14 protein-coding genes and 1 riboswitch are annotated in these 17,554 nt (G+C 70.5%); of the genes, 9 read left to right on the top strand and 5 right to left on the bottom strand.

The genetic code is table 11. The features are described from left to right. The first annotated feature begins 5 nt into the window (after positions 1–5). The 4 genes from folE2 to EV683_RS03485 all read left to right on the top strand — a co-directional run bounded on the left by folE2 (position 6) and on the right by EV683_RS03485 (position 6,559). Positions 6–806 carry a GTP cyclohydrolase FolE2 gene (gene folE2 / locus EV683_RS03500; RefSeq protein WP_131861844.1) on the top strand — a complete coding sequence of 267 codons (801 nt, stop codon included), beginning with the start codon at positions 6–8 and terminating at the stop codon, positions 804–806. Between the two features lie 252 nt (positions 807–1,058). Further along, positions 1,059–2,312, top strand: a complete 1,254-nt coding sequence (gene mltA / locus EV683_RS03495) for a murein transglycosylase A (protein WP_131861843.1) — start codon at positions 1,059–1,061, stop codon at positions 2,310–2,312. 8 nt (positions 2,313–2,320) lie between these two features. Next, entirely contained in the window at positions 2,321–3,409 is a 1,089-nt protein-coding gene (locus EV683_RS03490; protein WP_131861842.1) for an efflux RND transporter periplasmic adaptor subunit, read from the top strand. 33 nt (positions 3,410–3,442) lie between these two features. Further along, positions 3,443–6,559, top strand: coding sequence for an efflux RND transporter permease subunit (locus EV683_RS03485; RefSeq protein ID WP_131861841.1), 3,117 nt, complete (start codon positions 3,443–3,445; stop codon positions 6,557–6,559). A gap of 66 nt (positions 6,560–6,625) precedes the next feature. On the opposite strand, the gene hemN is transcribed toward EV683_RS03485, so the two are convergent. Continuing rightward, positions 6,626–8,038 (bottom strand): oxygen-independent coproporphyrinogen III oxidase, encoded by a 1,413-nt coding sequence (hemN, locus tag EV683_RS03480; RefSeq protein ID WP_131861840.1) that lies wholly within the window; start codon positions 8,036–8,038, stop codon positions 6,626–6,628. Positions 8,039–8,147: 109 nt separating this feature from the next. Between hemN and fnr the strand changes: the two genes are divergently transcribed. Further along, a complete protein-coding gene (fnr, locus tag EV683_RS03475) occupies positions 8,148–8,900 on the top strand; it encodes a fumarate/nitrate reduction transcriptional regulator Fnr (protein WP_131861839.1) in 753 nt (250 codons plus the stop codon). Here the strand turns inward: fnr and EV683_RS03470 are convergent. From EV683_RS03470 to EV683_RS03460, 3 genes are read right to left on the bottom strand one after another with little or no spacing between them, the layout of a single operon-like run. Then, positions 8,863–9,549, bottom strand: coding sequence for a hypothetical protein (locus tag EV683_RS03470; protein ID WP_131861838.1), 687 nt, complete (start codon positions 9,547–9,549; stop codon positions 8,863–8,865). The two genes, fnr and EV683_RS03470, sit on opposite strands and share 38 nt — an antisense overlap. Further along, complete coding sequence (locus EV683_RS03465) at positions 9,531–10,502, bottom strand: DUF1853 family protein (protein ID WP_243694705.1); 972 nt, start codon at positions 10,500–10,502, stop codon at positions 9,531–9,533. Before EV683_RS03465 ends, EV683_RS03470 begins: the two co-directional genes overlap by 19 nt. 59 nt (positions 10,503–10,561) lie before the next feature. Then, positions 10,562–11,353, bottom strand: coding sequence for an RNA methyltransferase (locus EV683_RS03460; protein WP_131861837.1), 792 nt, complete (start codon positions 11,351–11,353; stop codon positions 10,562–10,564). Between the two features lie 134 nt (positions 11,354–11,487). Here EV683_RS03460 and EV683_RS03455 point away from each other — a divergent pair, with 134 nt between their 5' ends. Then, positions 11,488–12,276 carry an inositol monophosphatase family protein gene (locus tag EV683_RS03455; protein ID WP_131861836.1) on the top strand — a complete coding sequence of 263 codons (789 nt, stop codon included), beginning with the start codon at positions 11,488–11,490 and terminating at the stop codon, positions 12,274–12,276. A gap of 110 nt (positions 12,277–12,386) precedes the next feature. Here EV683_RS03455 and EV683_RS03450 read toward each other — a convergent pair whose 3' ends face one another. Further along, a complete protein-coding gene (locus tag EV683_RS03450; protein ID WP_131861835.1) occupies positions 12,387–12,830 on the bottom strand; it encodes a multidrug/biocide efflux PACE transporter in 444 nt (147 codons plus the stop codon). A gap of 88 nt (positions 12,831–12,918) precedes the next feature. Between EV683_RS03450 and EV683_RS03445 the strand changes: the two genes are divergently transcribed. The 3 genes from EV683_RS03445 (at position 12,919) to gcvP (ending at position 17,497) form a co-directional block, all read left to right on the top strand. After that, positions 12,919–13,782: a LysR family transcriptional regulator gene (locus tag EV683_RS03445; RefSeq protein ID WP_131861834.1), complete on the top strand. Its 864-nt coding sequence runs from the start codon at positions 12,919–12,921 to the stop codon at positions 13,780–13,782. 143 nt (positions 13,783–13,925) lie between these two features. Beyond that, positions 13,926–14,014: riboswitch (glycine riboswitch) on the top strand. A 216-nt stretch (positions 14,015–14,230) separates the two neighbouring features. Continuing rightward, a complete protein-coding gene (gcvH, locus tag EV683_RS03440; protein ID WP_131861833.1) occupies positions 14,231–14,611 on the top strand; it encodes a glycine cleavage system protein GcvH in 381 nt (126 codons plus the stop codon). A 15-nt stretch (positions 14,612–14,626) separates the two neighbouring features. Continuing rightward, positions 14,627–17,497, top strand: a complete 2,871-nt coding sequence (gene gcvP / locus EV683_RS03435; protein WP_131861832.1) for an aminomethyl-transferring glycine dehydrogenase — start codon at positions 14,627–14,629, stop codon at positions 17,495–17,497. Positions 17,498–17,554: the final 57 nt, after the last annotated feature.

The following is a 17,554-nucleotide window of genomic DNA, read 5'->3' as shown; positions in this document are numbered from 1 at the left end:
ACGCCATGGGGGTTGTCGAATGGCTGCCCGACGTGCAAAGCGCCGAAGCCGATTTCGGCTTCGACATCGACCAGGTCGGCATCAAGTCGATCCGCTTTCCGCTGACGGTCGCCACCGCCGACGGCGGCACGCAGGCGACCGTCGCCAGCTGCGACCTCTACGTCGCGCTACCGTCGACGCAGAAGGGCACGCACATGTCGCGCTTCGTCGAACTGCTCGAAGCGCAGGAAGCCGCGCTCGACGCGCATGCGCTGCGCGCGCTCCTGGCGAGCATGGTCGACCGGCTCGACGCCGAGGCCGGCGAGGTCACGCTGCGCTTTCCGCTGTTCGTGCGCAAGACTGCGCCGGTGTCGGGCGTGCAAAGCCTGCTCGACGTCGACGTGACGCTGTTCGGCCGGCTGTCGGCCGACGGCTTCGCCCACCGGCTGACCGTCACTACGCCGGTCACCAGCCTGTGCCCGTGTTCGAAGCAGATCTCGCAGTACGGCGCGCACAACCAGCGCTCGCACATCACGCTGAGCGTCGAGCTCGACGGCGAGATGGCGCCCGAGGAACTGGTGCGCCTGGCCGAGGCCAAGGCCTCGTGCGAGCTGTTCGGCCTGTTGAAGCGGCCGGACGAGAAATGGGTGACCGAGCGCGCCTACGAGAACCCGAAGTTCGTCGAGGATCTGGTGCGCGAGATCGCGCTGGCGCTGCGTGACGACGCGCGCGTGTCCGCCTTCACCGTCGAATCGGAAAACTTCGAATCCATCCACAACCACTCGGCGTTCGCCCGCATCCGCTGGCAGCGCCCGGCCGCGCGCTGAAGACCGTCACGGCGGCAAACCGACAGAAATGGCCGGCCGCGCGGCCGGCGACGAACGACGCGCACGCGTCACCCGCTTTCCCCCCACCCTCCCGCGGGGCAGGCGCCACCGGCTTCCCATGCCGCTTACCGGTGGCGCCTTTTTTTGTCCGGCGCGAACTCGCCGCTAGTCATACGGTCTACCCGGCCGACCGCGCCACCGGCGCGGGTGTAGAATAGCCCCTTCGCGCTTCGTCCACCGACCGACCCGAACATGAAACGTCTTTTCGCCCTCGCCCTGCCGCTGGCCCTCCTGGCCGCCTGCAGCACCACCCCGACCGCCCCGCCCAAGGCGACGGTCGACTACCGTCCCGCCGCGCTGAGCGCCATACCCGACTGGGGCCGCGCGCAGCAGCTCGACAGCCTCACGGCGCTGCGGCAAAGCTGCAAGGCGCTCGCCCGGAAACCGCAGTGGAGCGACACCTGCCGCGACGCCGCCGCACTCGACGCCGCCGACGGCGACGCGGTACGGCGCTTCTTCGAGACGCGCTTCACCGCCTGGAAGATCGAGGACCAGGCGCGCGACACCGGCCTGATCACCGGCTACTACGAGCCGCTGCTGGCCGGCAGCCGCGTCAAGAGCGCGCGCACCCCCTACCCGGTCTACGGCGTGCCGGCCGACCTCGTCACGCTCGACGTGGGCGCGGCCGAGCGCAACGCGGCGCAGCTGGTCGTGCGCCGCGCCGCCGGCAACAAGCTCGCCGTCGTCCCCGGCAAGAGCGAGCCGTCGGCCGGCGAGTACCGGCTGGTGCCGGCCGATTTCAAGCCCGACGCGCGCACCACGCGCCTCAGGGGCCGCGTCGCCGGCGACCGCGTGCTCCCCTACTACAGCCGCGCCGAACTCGAGGCCGGCCAGGGCCTGGCCGGCGCGCCGGTGCTCGCCTGGGTCGAGGACGCCACCGAGCTGTTCTTCCTGCAGGTGCAGGGCTCGGGCCGCATCCAGCTCGAGGACGGCAGCTTCCTGCGCGTCGGCTACGCCGAGCAGAACGGCCACGGCTACCAGTCGATCGGCAAGGTGCTGATCGAGCGCGGCGAGCTGACGGTCGCCGACGCGTCGATGCAGGGCATCCAGGCGTGGATCAAGGCCCACCCCGAGCGCCGCCAGGAGCTGTTCAACCAGAACCCGAGCTACGTGTTCTTCCGCCCGCTGGCCGATACCGGTTCGGGGCCGCTGGGCGCGCTCGGCGTGCCGCTGACCGACGGCTACAGCATCGCGATCGACCCGCGCTACGTGCCGCTGGGCGCGCCGGTGCTGCTGTCGACCACCTGGCCGCTGTCGAGTGAACCGCTGGTGCGGCTGATGCACGCGCAGGACACCGGCGGCGCGATCCGCGGCGCGGTACGCGCCGACTTCTTCTGGGGCTTCGGTAGCGAGGCGGGCCTTTACGCCGGCCGCATGAAGCAGCAGGGCCGGCTGTGGATCCTGCTGCCCAACGGCGTGCGCCCGCACGAAGTGCTACCCGTCTAGGACTTGCGATGAAACCGACGCCCTCCCTGTTGATCGCCACCGTCGCGCTGCTGCTGGCCGGCTGCGGCAAGAGCGAGCCGCCCCGGCCCGCCGCGACCGCCCGTCTGCTGGATGCGAGCGACATCGTCGAGGCGCGCGCCGAGCCGCTCGCGCGCAGCGCGCCGTTCACCGGCACGCTCAAGCCGCTGAACGAGGCGCTGGTCGCCGCGCGCGTCGAGGGCACCTTGGCCGAGGTCACCGTGCGCGCCGGCCAGCCGGTGCGGCGCGGCCAGGTGCTCGCCGTCGTCGAGAGCGAGACGCTCAGGCAGACGGTCGCCGAGCAGGAAGCGCAGCTGGCCAACCAGCAGGCCCGGCTCGGACTCGCCCGCGTCAAGCTCGACCGCCAGCGCGAACTGTTCGCCCGCGGCTTCATCTCCAAGCTCGCGCTCGACGAACTCGAGAGCGACTTCGCGGTGCAGGCCGGCTCGCTGCGCGCGCAACAGGCGCAACTGAAGCGCGCGCGCGAGGAGCTGTCCGACGCCGTCGTGCGCGCGCCGATCGCCGGCGTCGTCTACGAACGCGCGAAGAACCCCGGCGAGCGCGTCGCACGCAACGAAAAGCTGTTCGGCGTCGCCGACCTGTCCGAGCTCGAGATCGTCGCCAGCCTGTCGGCGCGCGAAGGCGCGGCGGTGGTGCCGGGCCTGCGCGCGCGCTTCACCGTCGAGGGGCTGCCGGGCGAGTTCTCGGCCAACGTCGTGCGCGTCAACCCGGTCGCATCGAGCAGCACCCGCACCTTCGAGGCCTACCTGCGCGTCGCCAACCCCGACGGCCGGCTCAAGGCCGGCCAGTTCGCGCGCGGCGGCATCGTGCTGGCCGAACGCGACGACCTCGTCGTGCTGCCGGCCGGCAGCGTGCGCGAGCGCGGCGCGGCGCCGTGGGTGATGGTGGTCAAGAACGGCCGGCTCGCGCGCGCGCCGGTCAAGGTCGAGCTCGAGTCGGACGCCGAGCGCCGCGTCGCGGTGTCCGGCGTCGTGCCCGGCCAGTCCGTCGTCGTCGCCGAACTGATCGGCATGCAGCTCGGCGACGCGGTGAAGCTGCCGCTGGCCGCCCCCCGCTAACGCGCCCGTGCGCGCCTCCGAGGTTTTCCGACCATGTGGCTCACCCGAATCAGCATCCAGAACCCCTACTTCGCCGCCGTGCTGATGCTGGTGCTGCTGGTGCTCGGCCTGTTCTCGGTCAAGCGCTTGCCGCTCGAGGAGTTTCCCGACATCCGCTTCCCGATCGCCGTCGTCTCGGTCGCCTACCCCGGCGCCTCGCCCGAGGTGGTCGAGAGCGAGGTCAGCCGGCCGGTCGAGGAGTCGCTGAACACCATCAACGGCATCAAGGCCATCCGCTCCTACTCCTTCGAGGGTTCGTCGACCGTGGTGGTCGAGTTCGAGCTGTCGACCGACCCGACCGTCGCGCTGCAGGACGTGCGCGACCGCATCTCGGCGGTGCAAGGCGGCTTTCGGCGCGAGATCCAGTCGCCGACCGTCTCGCAACTGAACCCGAACGACGCGCCCTTGATCTCGTTCGCGCTGACCTCGCCCGACCGCGACCTCAAGGACCTGACCAGCTGGGTCGACAAGGTGCTGAAAAAACGCCTGCAAACGGTGTCCGGCGTCGGCGAGGTCAAGCGCGTCGGCGGCGCGCGGCGCGAGATCCGCGTCGACCTCGACCCCTACCGGCTCGAGGCGGTCGGTCTGTCGGTGTCCGACGTCGCGAACGCGATCCGCACCGCCAACCAGGACTTCCCGACCGGCTCGGTCAACACCGCCGGCAACGAACTGGCGGTGCGGCTGAGCGGCAAGCTCAAGACGGTCGACGACTTCGCGCGGCTGACGCTGGCCTGGCGCGACGGCGCACCGATCCGGCTGTCCGACGTCGCCACCGTCATGGATGCCGAGGCCGAGAAGGACAGCCTATCGCTGATCGACGGCCGGCCGTCGGTCGGCCTCGACGTGCGCGCCGCGCGCGGCGCCAACGTCGTCGCGGTCGCCGACGGCGTGAAAAAGGTGATGGACGAGATGCGGCCGCTGATGCCGGCCGGCACCGCGGTCAAGGTCAGCTACGACAAATCCGACGACGTGCGCCGCTCGCTGTCCGAGGTGCGCGACAGCCTGATCGAGGGCGCTGCGCTTACCGTGCTGATCGTGTTCCTCTTCCTCGGCTCCTGGCGCAGCACGGTGATCACCGGGCTGACGCTGCCGGTCGCGCTGATCGGCACGCTGTTCGCGGTGCAGGCGATGGGCTTCACGCTGAACATGATGACGCTGATGGCGCTGTCGCTGTCGGTCGGCCTGTTGATCGACGACGCCATCGTGGTGCGCGAGAACATCGTGCGCCACGCGAACATGGGCAAGGATCACCGCGCCGCCGCGCTCGAGGGCACGCGCGAGATCGGCCTGGCGGTGCTGGCGACCACGCTGGTCATCGTCGCGGTGTTCCTGCCGGTCGGCTTCATGGGCGGCATCATCGGCAAGTTCTTTCACCAGTTCGGCCTCACCGTGACGGTCGCGGTGCTGATCTCGATGCTGGTCAGCTTCACGCTCGACCCGATGCTGTCGAGCATCTGGCACGACCCGCACCACCACGGCGACGCGCACAAGGGCCCGCTCGGCCGCGCGCTCGACTGGTTCGAAGGCTCGCTCGACAAGCTCGCCGGCCGCTACGGCACGGCGATAGGCTGGGCGCTCGACCACCGCAAGACCGTGATCGCCGGCGCGCTCGCGCTCTTGGTCGGCAGCTTCATGCTGGTGCCGGTGATCGGCGGCGAATTCATCCCCAAGAGCGACCAGGGCGAGTTCGCGCTGACCTTCAAGACCGCGCCGGGCAGCCCGCTCGAGTACACCGAGGCCAAGGCGCGCCAGGTCGAGAAGGGGCTGCGCGAGCTGCCCGAGGTGAAGTCGGTCAGCATCAGCGTCGCCGGCGGCCGCTTCGGCGCCGGCAAGACCGAGGCGCGGCTGGTGGTCGACGTCGGCGGCAAGGCCGATCGCGAGCGCGACCTGTTCGTACTGATGGCCGCCGCGCGCGAGCGCGCCGAGCGCGTCGCCGGCATCCAGGTCGCGTCGGTCGAGGAACTGGGCAAGCACGGCCCGGGCGGCAAGCCGGTCAGCATCGGCCTGAGGGGCGGCGACGTGCGCGTGCTCGAGGCGGCGGCGAAGGCGCTGGCCGCGCGGCTGGCGACGGTGCCCGGCGTCAGCGACGTCGAGAGCAGCCTCGCCGACGCCGACCCGGCGCTCGACCTGTCGGTGCGGCGCGACGCGGCCGGCAGCCTCGGCATCGACCTCGCCGCGGTCGGCGACACGCTGTCGACGCTCTTGGCCGGCAACGCGGTCACCACCTGGGAGGCGCCCGACGGCGAGAACTACGACGTCAGGCTGCAGGTGCCGCGCCACGAGCGCGCCGCCGAACTGCTCGACGTGCTGACCGTGCCCGGCAGCCGTCGCGACGACGGCTCGGCCAACATGGTGCCGCTGTCGAGCGTCACCGAGCGCCGCGCAGCCGAGAGCCCGCGCCAGATCGACCGCGTGAACCTGCAGCGCGAGGTGACGATCACCGCCAACATCACCGGCCGCGAGTCGAGCGCGGTGTTCGCCGACGTCGGCAAGCTGCTCCAGGACGTCAAGCTGCCGCCGGGGGTGACGCTGAACCAGGAAGGCGAGCAGAAGGACATGGCCGAGTCGCTCGGCTACGCGGTGCAGGCGCTGGCGATGGGGGTGATCTTCATCTACCTGATCCTCGCCGCGCAATTCAGGAGCTTCACGCTGCCGGTGACGATCATGGTGTCGCTGCCCTTGGCCTTCGTCGGCGTCTTCGTCGGTCTGCTGCTGTTCGGCAGCACGCTGAACATGTTCTCGGTGATCGGCATCGTGATGCTGATGGGCCTGGCGGCCAAGAACGGCATCCTCCTGGTCGACTTCATCAACCAGGCGCGCCGCGACGGCATGGAGCGGCGCGCCGCGATCGTCGAGGCCGGCCGCGTGCGCTTGCGCCCGATCATGATGACCAGCCTGGCGATGATCTTCGGCATGCTGCCGCTGGCGCTCGGCGGCGGCGAAGGCTCGGAGACGCGCGCGCCGATGGCGCACGCGATCATCGGCGGCATGGTCACCTCGACCGTGCTGACGCTGATCGTGGTGCCGGTGGTCTACACCTATCTGGACGGGCTGCGCAGCCGCGTGCGCGCGCTGCTCGCGCGGCTGAACGGCCACGCGCAGCGGGCCTGAGCCACCCGCCCGACCCGCAAAAAAGCCCGGCAGCCATGGCCGGGCTTTTTTCGTGGGCGACACGCGTCAGACGGTCTGCGAGTAGCGCGCGCCGCTGGCCTTCTCGCGCAGGTGGCGGTCGAACACCATCGCGATGTTGCGGATCAGGAAGCGGCCGCGCGGCTCGACCATCAGGAAGTCGCCGTCGAAGGTCAGCAGCCCCTCGTCGGCGAAGGCGCGGATCGCCGGCATCTCGGCGGCGAAGTAGTCGGCGAACACGATGCCGTGCGTCTGCTCGATCGCCTCGATCGACAGCGAGAAGCGGCACATCAGCGCCTGGATCACGCTGCGGCGCAGAATGTCATCGCCCGACAGCGCCAGGCCGCGCATCACCGGCAGCCGGCCGTCGGCCAGCGCCGCGCGGTAGGCATCGAGGTCCTTGGCGTTCTGCACGTAGGCGCCGCCGATCTGGCCGATCGCCGACACGCCGAGCCCGATCAGGTCGCAGTCGGCGTGCGTCGAATAGCCCTGGAAGTTGCGCTGCAGCCGCCCCTGGCGCAACGCGACCGCCAGCTCGTCGGAGGGCAGCGCGAAGTGGTCCATGCCGATGAACAGGTAGCCGGCGGCCGACAGCTGCGCGACCGAGGCCTGCAGGATGTCGAGCTTGACGCCCGGCGACGGCAGTTCGGCGTCGACGATGCGCCGCTGCGGCGGAAACAGCGACGGCAGGTGCGCGTAGTGGTAGAGCGCGATGCGGTCGGGGCCGGCGGCGACCACCCGCTCGACGGTGCGCGCCATGCTCGCGACGCTCTGGCGCGGCAGGCCGTAGATCAGGTCGACGCTGATCGACTTGAAGCCGGCGCGGCGCGCGGCGTTCATCACCGCCAGCGTCTCTTGCTCGCTCTGCACGCGGTTGACCGCCTCCTGAACCTGCGGGTCGAAGTCCTGCACGCCGATGCTCATGCGGTTGAAGCCGAGGCCGGCCAGGAGGAAGACCGTGTCGGCGTCGACCTTGCGCGGGTCGATCTCGATCGAGCGTTCGGCCTCGGGCAGGAAGTCGAAGCGCTCGCTCAGCAGCCCCACCAGCCGCGTCAGCTGCGCGTCGGACAGGAAGGTCGGCGTGCCGCCGCCGAAGTGCAGCTGGATCACCTTCTCGCGCGGCCCGAGCGCGGCGGCCACCAGCGCGATCTCGCGCTCCAGGTCGTCGAGGTAGGCGTCGGCGCGGCGCGTATCCTTGGTGATGATCTTGTTGCAGCCGCAGTAGTAGCAGATGGTGTTGCAGAACGGCAGGTGCACGTACAGCGACAGCGGCCGCGCGTGCAGCGCGCCGATCGCGCGCCGCGCCAGCCTGGCGCGGTAGTCCTTTTCGCCGAAGTCGGCCGTGAAGCGGTCGGCGCTCGGGTACGAGGTGTAGCGCGGGCCGTGGCCGGCGAGGCGTTCGATCAGCGCGCGGTCGAACTCGAAGCGGGCGGGCGAAAAGGGGGTCGGGGCGGTGTTCACGGCGGCAATGACAAAAGCACGGATAGGCGTTAAATTTGGACCCGATCCCGCCTTGCCGCCTTGACCCACGTCAAGCGCGATCTTTTGCACGAGGAAATCCGCACCACCCATGGCCGATACCATCCATTTCTCGCCCGCCTCGCTGAAAGTCAGTTGCTCGAACTGTTCCTTGCGCGAGCTTTGCCTGCCGCTCGGCCTCAACCCCGACGAGATGGCGCAACTGGACGCGGTGATCCGCCAGAGCCGCAAGCTCAAGCGCGGCGACCACCTGTTCCGCAGCGGCGAGAGCTTCAAGTCGCTGTTCGCGGTGCGCACCGGCTTCTTCAAGACCACGGTCGCCAGCCAGGACGGCCGCGAGCAGGTGACCGGCTTCCACATGTCCGGCGAACTGATGGGCCTGGACGGCATCTCGGCCAACCTGCACGGCTGCGACGCGATCGCGCTCGAGGACAGCGAGGTGTGCGAGCTGCCGTTCACCCGCATGGAGGAGCTCAGCCGCGACATCCCCAGCCTGCAGCGCCACTTCTACCGGCTGATGAGCCGCGAGATCGTGCGCGACCAGAACGTGATGCTGCTGCTCGGCAATATGAAGGCCGAGGAGCGCATCGCCGCCTTCCTGTTGAACCTGTCGCAGCGCCTCGCCAGCCGCGGTTTCGCCGCCAACGACTTCATCCTGCGCATGAGTCGCGAGGAAATCGGCAGCTTCCTCGGCCTCAAGCTCGAGACCGTCAGCCGCACGCTGTCCAAGCTGCAGCAGCAAGGCTGGATCAAGGTCGACCACAAGCACATCCAGCTTGTGCAGCCGGGCGAACTGAAGGCGCTGGTCACCGGCTGCGCGAACGCCAACACGAATCCGATGTGAGCGGCGACAGCCGCCCCAGACAGGCCGCCTGCCCCCGGTAGCAGCACGGGTCGGCGAGCGGCTCGGCCAACACCGCCCGGTAGTCCGCGAGGAGTGCCGGGCGGTGCGCTTCGAGCGCCGCCGCCGCGTCGCGCTCGCGCGCGAGCGCGCGCCGCCACGCGACGTGGTCGCGCGCCAGCCGGTGTGCGAGCGGCGCCGAGGCGGGCAGCAGGCTCAGCATCTGGTAGTCCGACCACAGCGCCGCCTGCTGTTCGAGACCGTAATCGGCGAAACGGCGGCCGGCCAGCGCGTACTGGTAGGGATCGGTCGCGAACGGAAGCGAAGCAGCGACGCCGATCAGGAAGCCGCGCGACAGCAGCGGCGCGCCCTGCTGCGCCTGCCAGACGTGCACCAGCTCGTGCAGCCAGACGTGCAGCGCGGCCATCTCGGCGACGTTGGCCGAGCCGGCGGCGAGGCGCGCGAGGCAGGCCGCGTAGTCGTCGCGATACCAGCGCGCGGTCAGCCACAGGGTGTTGCGCCACGCCAGCGGCCGGCGCCACAGGGGAAAGCGCGCGCGGCCGACGAGGCGCAGCGGCGCCGGGTCGATCGCGTCGCGGTAGAGCGCGGCGACAAGCGCGCGCTCGGCCGCCGTCAGCGGCCGTCCTGCCACGCCGGCTCCGGCAGCATGCGCGCGCGCAAGAGCGCGAGCGCCTCGGGCGGCGGCCAGCCCGGCGGCAGCACGAAACCGCGCGCGACCTCGACCGCCGCGCCGTCGCCCGCCGGCACCAGCTCGGCCACCAGCTGCGGCCGGTCGATGGCGGCCAGCCGCGCGCGCAAGCTCTCCTCGTCCCCGGTCGCATCGAGCGGTACGCGCGCCGGCGCCAGCCATTGCAAGCGCGGCAGCCACAGCCAGCGGCCGCCCTCGGCGCGGCGCGGCCAGCGCGCGGCCAGCGGCGCGAACCAGCCGCGCGGCGCGTCGGGGTTCAGCGGCGCCGGCAGCGCGAGGCCGTCGCGCGCGAACAGCCAGCCGGTGACGCGCGCGACGCTTTTCGCCTTCGCAAAGCCGGCCGGCAGCAGCGGCGCGGCCAGCGGGTGGCGCGCCAGCGCGAGCTGACGCTCGAGCCGGGCGGCCTTGAGCCGCCACGCGTCGCGCAGGCTCGCGCCGATCAGGCTGTCGGGCAGCTCGCCCATCATCAGGTAGAACTTGCTCGCCAGCTCGACGTGCAGCGGCTCGCCGTCGAGCCGCACCAGGAAGTCGAACTCGCCGTGCGTGCGGTGCGCGGCGTCGCGCACCGCGAGGTTGCGCGCGACCAGTTCGGCGTGCGGCGCGTGCGCGAACCAGTAGCCGAGCAGCACCTCGGCGTAGCGGCCGAGCCGGCCGGACGGGTGCGCGAGCAGCCATTCGTCGAGCTCGGCCGGCTCGGCGTCGAGTTCGAGCAGCCTCGGCCAACCCTCCGGACCGAGCAGACGCCCGGGGTCGAGGTTGGCCGAGGCGGCCCAGGCGGTCGGCGCCGTCAGCAGGAAGGCGAGGTCGCGCACCGCCGGCTGGGCGAGCGACAACAGCCGCGCGTGCCAGGCGGGCAGCGGGACGGGCGGGAAGGCGGGAAGGTCGGCGCGCGGCACGGCAGGCTCTTTCGGACGGGGTTTCTTGCACTTTACGCCCGCCGCGCGCCGCGCGCGAATCAGCGCGCGTCCGGCGGCGGCGCGTCGGACGCGGCGGCGGGCGGCAGCGAGCCGTCGGCGGCGCGCTGCATTTGCTTGAGCATGCCGCGCAGGATGTCGACCTCCTCGCGCTGCAGCTGCGCGCGGTTGAACAGCGTCTTCAGGCGCCGCATCAGCCGCTCGCCGTTGCGGCGGCGGTAGTAGCCGATCGCGTCCAGCGTCTGGTCGAGGTGGCGGTAGAAGCCGTCGACCTCCTCGTGCGTGGCCGCCTCGCCGTCGGGCTTCAGGTAGTCGACGCCGACCTCGACGTGCGAGAACAGCTCGTAGCACAGCACCTGCACCGCCATCGCGAGGTTCAGCGAGAAATAATCCGGGTTGCCCGGGATGGTGATCAGCCGGTTGCACTGCTCGACCTCGTCGACCGACAGGCCGAAGGTCTCGTTGCCGAACACCAGCGCGACGCCCTCGCCCGCGCGCGCGCGCGCGATCAGTTCGGGCGCCAGTTCGCGCGGCGTCGCCAAGGGCGTGGTCAGCTCGCGGCGGCGGCTGGTCAGCGCGCAGGCGACCGTCACGCCTGCGAGCGCCTCGGCCAACGTGGCCGTCACCACGGCGTGCTCGAGCACGTCGACCGCGCCGGAAGCGAGCGTGTTCGCCTCCTCCGACGGGAAGGTCTTGGGCGCGACGAGGTAGAGCCGCGTCAGCCCCATGGTCTTCATCGCGCGCGCCGCCGAACCGATATTGCCGGGATGGCTCGGCCGGGCCAGCACCACGCGGATGTTCTTCAGAAAATCAGGGACTTGGGGTTTATTCATCGTCGCTTTCCGGTTACAATGCGCGCCATCTTGAAAGACCCGTCCCCGCGGCCGGGTCTTTATCGTTCCTTAAATCGATCACCATCCACTCGGCGGGCACGCTTGCCCGCGAGTCGCAATCTATCGAGGCCTCAATGCATCCGATGCTTACCGTGGCGGTGAAAGCCGCCCGCCGTGCCGGCAACCAGATCCAGCGCGCGTCGCTGAACCTGGACGTCATTCGCGTGGAGAAGAAGAAACCGAACGACTTCGTGTCCGAGGTCGATCGCCAGGCGGAACAGACAATCATCGACACCATTCTCGAGGCCTATCCGAAGCACGCGATTCTAGCAGAAGAGTCCGGCGCCAAAGGCGTCGGCAGCTCCGACTACGAGTGGATCATCGACCCCCTGGACGGCACCACCAACTTCCTGCACGGCCACCCGCAGTACGCGGTGTCGATCGCGCTGGCGGTCAAGGGCCAGGTCCAGCAGGCGGTGGTGTACGACCCCAACCGCAACGACCTGTTCACCGCATCGCGCGGCGTCGGCGCCTTCCTCAACGACCGCCGCATCCGCGTGTCGCGCCGCGTCGGCCTCGCCGACAGCCTGATCGCCACCGGCTTCCCGGTGACCGACATGAGCTACCTCGACCAGTACCTGGCGATGTTCCGCGACATCCTGCCCAAGACCGCCGGCGTGCGCCGCGACGGCTCGGCCGCGCTCGATTTGTGCAACGTCGCCTGCGGCCGCGTCGACGGCTACTGGGAAATGAACCTCAAGCCGTGGGACATCGCCGCGGGCAGCCTGATCGTCCAGGAAGCGGGCGGCATCGTCACCGACCTGAAGGGCGAGGACGGCTGGCTCGAGTCGGGCGACATCGTCGCCGGCAACCCGAAGGTGCTCGGCCAACTGCTGCACACCATCGCGCCGCACGTGGCCTGAACGCCCCGCCCCGCATTGAAAAAGCCCGCCGGCTACCGGCGGGCTTTTTTGCGGCCAGCCCCGGGCGAAGGGCCGCGCCAGGCTTGCGACGGACCTGTCCGCCCGACGCCTCAGCAGGGCCGGGCCGCGACCCGGTGCGCGATCCAGCGCGCGCGCAGCACGTCGTAGCCCCAGTTGAACGCCATCGTGTACGGCAAAAAGAACAGCAGGATGCCGATGTCGAACAGCAGCGCCTCCCACCAGCTCACCCCCAGCCACCAGGCGACCAGCGGCACCGCCAGAGCGACCAGCCCGCCCTCGAACAGGCTGGCGTGGACGACGCGCAGCGCCACCGTGCGGCGCAGGCCGAGGCGCCGCTCGGCGTGCTCGAACACGCCGTTGAACACCACGTTCCACGCCATCGCCAGCAGCGACATCATCAGCGTCAGCGCGCCCATGTGATCGAGCGGCTTGCCCATCAGCCACGCCAGCAGCGGCGCGCACAGCGCGACGGCGAGCAGTTCGAAGGCGAGCGCGAACAACACGCGCTCGGTCAGCGTTTTGCGGGTATCCATCACGGCCTCCATGCGTCCGGTTCCGATGGCGGACATTTTCATCGGACTAGCGGATAATCCAAAGCAGTAAACCATCGGAAAAACCGATATGTACTACGCTCCGGAAGCGCTGCACGCCTTCGTCGCCGCCGCCACGCTCGGCTCCTTCAGCGCCGCCGCGCGCCGCTTGCACAAGAGCCAGTCGACCGTCAGCGAGGCGATCGCCAACCTCGAGATCGACCTCGGCGTGACGCTGTTCGACCGCTCGGCGCGGCCGCCGGCGCTGACCGAAGCCGGCCGCCGGCTGCTGCCCGGCGCCGAAGCCGTGCTCGCCGCGCACGATGCGCTCGACCGCCACGCCGGCCGGCTCGCCGCCGGCGTCGAGCCGCGCCTGTCGCTGGTGGTGTCGGACACCGCGCTCGAGGCCATCGCCTACCAGGCGTTGCTGGCCGAGCTCGACCGCCGCTACCCCGAGCTCGAACTCGAGTGCATCGTCGCCGAGCATGTCGACGCGCTCGACCTGGTCGCGCAGGGCCGCGCGCAGCTCGGCCTGGTCGGCGCGCTGCCCGACTACCCGGCCGACATCGGCCACGCGACGCTCGCCACGCCGGCGCAAATCAGCGTCTACGTTGGCCGAGGCCACCCCTTGGCCGGCAAAGGCCGGCTCGAGCGCGACGACCTCGCGCGCGCGCGCGAGCTGCGGCTGGCCACCGTGCGCGAAAAAGCGCCGCGCGCGGCCGGCCCTCGCGTCTGGTCGGCGCCCAACTACCTGTTGCTGATGGAAATGGCCGCCTTCGGCTTCGGCTGGGCGGCGCTGCCCGACTGGCTGGCGAGCGAACTCGGCCGCGAGCAGCTGGTGCGGCTCGACGTGGCCGGCTGGCCCAGACGGCTCGCGGTCGACGTGCTGTGGTCGCGCCGCCACCGGCTGGGGCCGGCCGGCGGCTGGCTACTGGAGACGCTGCGCCGCAGTTAAGCCCGGGCAGTCGCCTTCCCGCGCGCGGCGCGCCGGACGGTGCGCCGCAACAAAAACGGCCCGGCCGTCGCGGCCGCCGATGCCGCGAGGGTTTGCCCGCGTTTTTCCGCCCGGCCTTTTTCATTAGATTGCTCGACAGCTCATGCGACGCAGCGGGAGAGATCGCCTTCAACGGCGGCGCCGAAGGGGTATCGCCCCAGAAACTCTCAGGCAAAAGGACCGCCGCGCCCTAAGGGCTCTCTGGAGAGAAGGCACCGGTTTCGCCGGCCGCCTCGCCGAAGGAAGACGACGGAGCACTCCCCGTCGCCACAATCTCTCAGGCAAACGGACAGAGGGGGCGCCAACCGACGTCAGGTCATGCGCGCCCGAGTCCCGTCTGCCCCCGCATTCGCTCGCCGCGCCTGACCGACCCGTCGGACCTTACCCGCACACCCGTCAGGAGAGCTCCATGAGCGACATCAAATTCACCGACTCCCACGAATGGCTGCGCCTGTCCGACGACGGCAGTGCGACCGTCGGCATCACCGGCTTCGCGCAGGAACAGCTGGGCGACATCGTGTTCGTGCAACTGCCCAGGGTCGGCGAGCGCTTCGCCGCCGGCGACGAGGCGGCGACCATCGAATCGGTCAAGGCCGCCGGCGAGATCAAGATCCCGGTGTCGGGCACCGTCGTCGAAGTCAACGCCGCGCTCGAGGACGAGCCGTCGCGGGTCAACGACGCGCCGCTGACCGACGGCTGGTTCTTCCGCGTCCAGCTCGACGACGCCGGCGAACTCGACACCCTGATGAACGAAGTGGCCTACCAGCAGCTGGTCGGCGAACTCGCCTGAGCCGGGAGACAAGCGATGAAGCCGCACCCCTATTCCTCGCTGACCGAGCGCGAACTGTTCCAGCGCCGCCACATCGGCCCCGACGCCGCCGAGCAGGCCGCCATGTTGGCCGAGCTCGGCGTCGACTCGCTCGACGCGCTGATCGACGAAGTCGTCCCGGCGAGCATCCGCCTCGGCCAAGCCCTGAACCTGCCCGAAGGCTGCACCGAGGCCGAGGCGCTCGCGCGGCTGGCGAAGATCGCCGCGCGCAACAAGGTGTTCAAGTCCTTCATCGGCATGGGCTACTACGACACCCACACGCCGCCGGTGATCCTGCGCAACGTGTTCGAGAACCCGGCGTGGTACACCGCGTACACGCCTTACCAGCCGGAAATCTCGCAGGGCCGCCTCGAAGCCTTGCTGAACTTCCAGACCATGGTCGCCGACCTGACCGGCATGGAGATCGCCAACGCGTCGATGCTCGACGAGGCGACCGCCGCGGCCGAGGCGATGACCTTCTGCCAGCGCCTGGCCAAGTCGAAGAGCAGCGTGTTCTTCGTCGCGCGCGACTGTCACCCGCAGACGATCGAAGTGGTGAAGACGCGCGCCGAACCCTTGGGCATCGAGGTCGTCGTCGGCGACCCGCGCCGCGACCTGGCCGGCTTCGAGTGCTTCGGCGTGCTCTTGCAGTACCCGGGCACGCACGGCGACCTGATCGACTACCGCGCCGTCACCGAGGCGGCGCACGCGCAGGGCGCGCTCGTCGTCGTCGCCGCCGACCTGCTGGCGCTGACGCTGTTGACCGCGCCGGGCGAATTCGGCGCCGACGTCGCCGTCGGCACCACGCAGCGCTTCGGCGTGCCGATGGGCTTCGGCGGCCCGCACGCCGGTTACTTCGCGACGCGCGACGCGTTCAAGCGCACCATGCCGGGCCGGCTGGTCGGCGTGTCGGTCGACGCGCACGGCCGCCCGGCGCTGCGCCTGGCGATGCAGACGCGCGAGCAGCACATCCGCCGCGAGAAGGCGACCAGCAACATCTGCACCGCGCAGGCGCTGCTGGCGATCATCGCCGGCCTCTACGCCGCCTACCACGGCGCCGACGGCCTCAAGACCATCGCGCGCCGCGTGCACCGGCTGACCGCGACCCTGGCCGAGGGCCTGCGCCGCCTGGGCTACACGGTGCCGACCGAGGCCTTCTTCGACACCGTCACCGTCGAGAGCGGCAAGCACACCGCGGTGCTGCACTCGCTGGCGCGCGCGCACGCGATCAACCTGCGCGCGGTGTCCGACACCCGCATCGGCGTCTCCTTCGACGAGACCACCACCGCCGCCGACGTCGAGGCGCTGTGGGCGATCTTCGCGATGGGCAACGCGACGCCGGCCTTCGCCGAGGTCGAGGCCGCCGTCGCCGACACGATCCCGGCGCAGCTGGCGCGCCAGAGCGACTTCCTGACCCACCCGGTGTTCTCGCTGTACCGCTCGGAAACCGAGATGCTGAGATATCTCAGACGCCTCGCCGACAAGGACCTCGCGCTCGACCGCACGATGATCCCGCTCGGCTCCTGCACGATGAAGCTGAACGCCACCGTCGAGATGATCCCGGTGACCTGGCCCGAGTTCGGCCGCCTGCACCCGTTCGCGCCGCACGAGCAAACCGCCGGCTACCGCGAACTGACGCGCGAGCTCGAGGCGATGTTGTGCGCGGTGACCGGCTACGACGCGGTGTCGCTGCAGCCGAACGCCGGCTCGCAGGGCGAGTACGCCGGCCTGTTGGCGATCCGCGCCTACCACGCCAGCCGCGGCGAAGCGCAACGCGACGTCTGCCTGATCCCGTCGTCGGCGCACGGCACCAACCCGGCGTCGGCGCAGATGGTCAACATGAAGGTCGTCGTCGTCGCCTGCGACGAGGCCGGCAACGTCGACGTCGACGACCTCAAGGCCAAGGCCGAACAGCACAGCGACAGGCTCGCCGCGATCATGATCACCTACCCGTCGACGCACGGCGTGTTCGAGGAGCGCGTGCGCGAGGTGTGCGACATCGTCCATTCGCACGGCGGCCAGGTCTACATCGACGGCGCCAACATGAACGCGCTGGTCGGCCTCGCCCAGCCCGGTTCCTTCGGCGGCGACGTGTCGCACCTGAACCTGCACAAGACCTTCTGCATCCCGCACGGCGGCGGCGGCCCCGGCGTCGGCCCGATCGGCGTCAAGTCGCACCTCGCGCCGTTCCTGCCCGGCCACAAGGCCGGCGAACTGGCCGGTTCCGGCGCGGTATCGGCGGCGCCGTACGGCAGCGCCAGCATCCTGCCGATCACCTGGACCTATATCGCGCTGATGGGCGCGACCGGGCTCAAGCGCGCGACCGAGACGGCGATCCTCAACGCCAACTACATCGCGACCCGCCTCGCACCGCACTACCCTATCCTCTATACCGGACCGAACGGCCGCGTCGCGCACGAGTGCATCGTCGACCTGCGCCCGATCAAGGACGCGACCGGCATCTCCGGCGAGGACGTCGCCAAGCGGCTGATGGACTTCGGCTTTCACGCGCCGACGATGTCCTTCCCGGTCGCCGGCACCTTGATGATCGAGCCGACCGAGTCGGAAGCGAAGGTCGAACTCGACCGCTTCATCGACGCGATGCTGACGATCCGCGAGGAAATTCGCGCGGTGGAGGAAGGCCGCCTCGACGCCGAGGACAACCCGCTTAAAAACGCGCCGCACACCGCGGCCGCGCTGGTCGGCGAGTGGACGCACGGCTACAGCCGCGAGCAGGCGGTGTTCCCGCGCGGGATCGAGCGCGACCACGCGACCAAGTACTGGCCGCCGGTCGGCCGCGTCGACAACGTCTACGGCGACCGCAACCTGGTCTGTTCGTGCCCGCCGCTGTCGGCCTACGAAGACTAACAAGCACCGGGCTCGGCCAACCTTCCACGACGAGGTTGGCCGAGCCTTGCGCACACA

Source organism: Crenobacter luteus, assembly GCF_004345725.1.
Classification (GTDB): domain Bacteria; phylum Pseudomonadota; class Gammaproteobacteria; order Burkholderiales; family Chromobacteriaceae; genus Crenobacter; species Crenobacter luteus.
This window is presented reverse-complemented; position numbering and strand designations above follow the sequence as displayed.